Origin of the sequence: Vibrio sp. VP6 (genome assembly GCF_028823755.1) — a bacterium.
Classification (GTDB): domain Bacteria; phylum Pseudomonadota; class Gammaproteobacteria; order Enterobacterales; family Vibrionaceae; genus Vibrio; species Vibrio parahaemolyticus.
The window spans coordinates 1-1,844 of sequence record NZ_JAPEID010000123.1 but is presented as its reverse complement, the minus strand read 5'-3'; the positions used below and the strand labels follow the sequence as shown (position 1 = coordinate 1,844).

The following is a 1,844-nucleotide window of genomic DNA, read 5'->3' as shown; positions in this document are numbered from 1 at the left end:
CCTGTTAAGGGGTGAGCAACGCAATACCAAAGCCGCCGCATACCACCTTAAACACTAAAACCAACGCATAGTAAAAATGCCACGCGTTGCGAATCCCTCTTGAACAGTTTGTTAGGTTTATTCTAGCACTTATCACCAAAATCTCGCCAAAGCTAGATTTTAGACAGTAACTAAAAAAATATTTTTTTTTGCCCAGTAAATGCCAACAAATTCCCAGTCAGATCCAACATGATGCCAACCGCGCCCAGATTATTTTTGTAAATCATTGTTTTTAATCACAAATTAGCGTATTTGACAGAAATTCAACGTGATCATAATATCGAATTGAAAGCAAAAACGGAGAAGCCAAATGCGTGAATACACCGAATTATTTGTACTAGTTTTAATGGCAATTGAAAGGCTAGTTCGCATAGTAAAGCTACTAAAAACTGGCGGTAAGTAAATAATCCACCTAAAACACCCAAAACCAACAATGCCGCCAAATTCAACTTTGTGCGGCATTGCTTTTCGACTGATAAACCTAACGCCCTGTTAAGGTGTGAGCAACGCAATACCGAAGCCGCTGCATACCACCTTAACCACTAAAACCAACGCATAGTAAAAATGCCAAGCGTTGCGAATCACTCTTAAACAGATTGTTAGGCATTTTGCTTAGTTTTGTACAATTTAAACTCTATGTAACCAGCGTTACTATCGATTTTTAATATTTCAAATAAGTAGAAATAGTCTTTAGATTGAAAGGCTTTGCTAAATTCTTTATCAATGTCGTATGTATGCCAAGTATATCTCCCTACTTCAGGAGTATTTAGCAAGATTTGAGCGGAATTATCATTGTCAATTTTGACTAGTTCAACATTGAAATGTTGCGGTTCAATTTCTGATATTTGACGCCCCCACGTATTCCCAAGTGATAACTTAACTTGATAAAAAGCCTTCACTTCTTTTGTATCGACAGCCAGTTGCCTACCAAACTCTTGCCCAAAACCGTTCAAAAACGAAGTAATCACAGCTACGCAAATAATGACAAACAACCCAAAGAAGCTATAAAGAGGCTTAGTTTTGAAACTACTCCAATACTTATTTAGTGACTCTAAATTCAACTGATACTCCTTGTATGCCTAACGCCTTGCTAAGGTGTGAGTAACGCAATACAAAAGCTACCGCACAGCGCCTTAATCACATAAGCCACCGCAAAGTAAAAATGCCACGCGTTACGAATCACGCTTAAGCAATTTGTTAGTACATGCGCTACTTCTATTTATGTACTCCAAGATATTGAAAAGTAGCATGATATGAAAGACTTAGAACACTGAAGTGAGACGGACAGCTACAAAACTTAAACTCGATTGAGAGACGAGAGTTGGCTAGAAGAAAAACGTACTGAACTACCCTACTTTGCAAGCTTCAATTTAGAAAAGGATTCGATCCTCGCACTCCGACGGCAGCCCTAAGGAAAGCCAAGATTCACTTAGAAAACACAGCGAAAGTGAAGAAGCACCAAAGAAATAGGCTAAGAGTTAGAAGCCGTAAATGGTGAAATCAAAGCGAGCACTCCGCATATAGTGCCACCGGAAAGAACGTAAAAGGCACTAACTTGAAGGTGTAAATATGAGCGCCAAAACAGATAAACACCAAAACTGATGACCTTTGATTTCAAACCCGTACTAACGCCCTGTTAAGGTGTGAGCAACGCATTACCGATGCCGCCGCATACCACCTCAAACACTAAAATCAACGCATAGTAAAAATGCCACGCGTTGCGAATCACTCTTGAACAGTTTGTTATGTGCCTTGGATTCAAGTACGAAGTGCGACACCTCTGAACATAAAAACAGTGAAATGCG

At 39.5% G+C, this 1,844-nt stretch carries 1 protein-coding gene and 1 pseudogene; both read right to left on the bottom strand.

Going from position 1 to position 1,844, the window contains the following annotated elements:
• Positions 1-4: 4 nt before the first annotated feature.
• Positions 5-107, bottom strand: a pseudogene (locus OU793_RS24335) (DUF3265 domain-containing protein).
• Between the two features lie 531 nt (positions 108-638).
• Positions 639-1,100, bottom strand: coding sequence for a hypothetical protein (locus OU793_RS24325; RefSeq protein WP_069218288.1), 462 nt, complete (start codon positions 1,098-1,100; stop codon positions 639-641).
• Between the last annotated feature and the right edge of the window lie 744 nt (positions 1,101-1,844).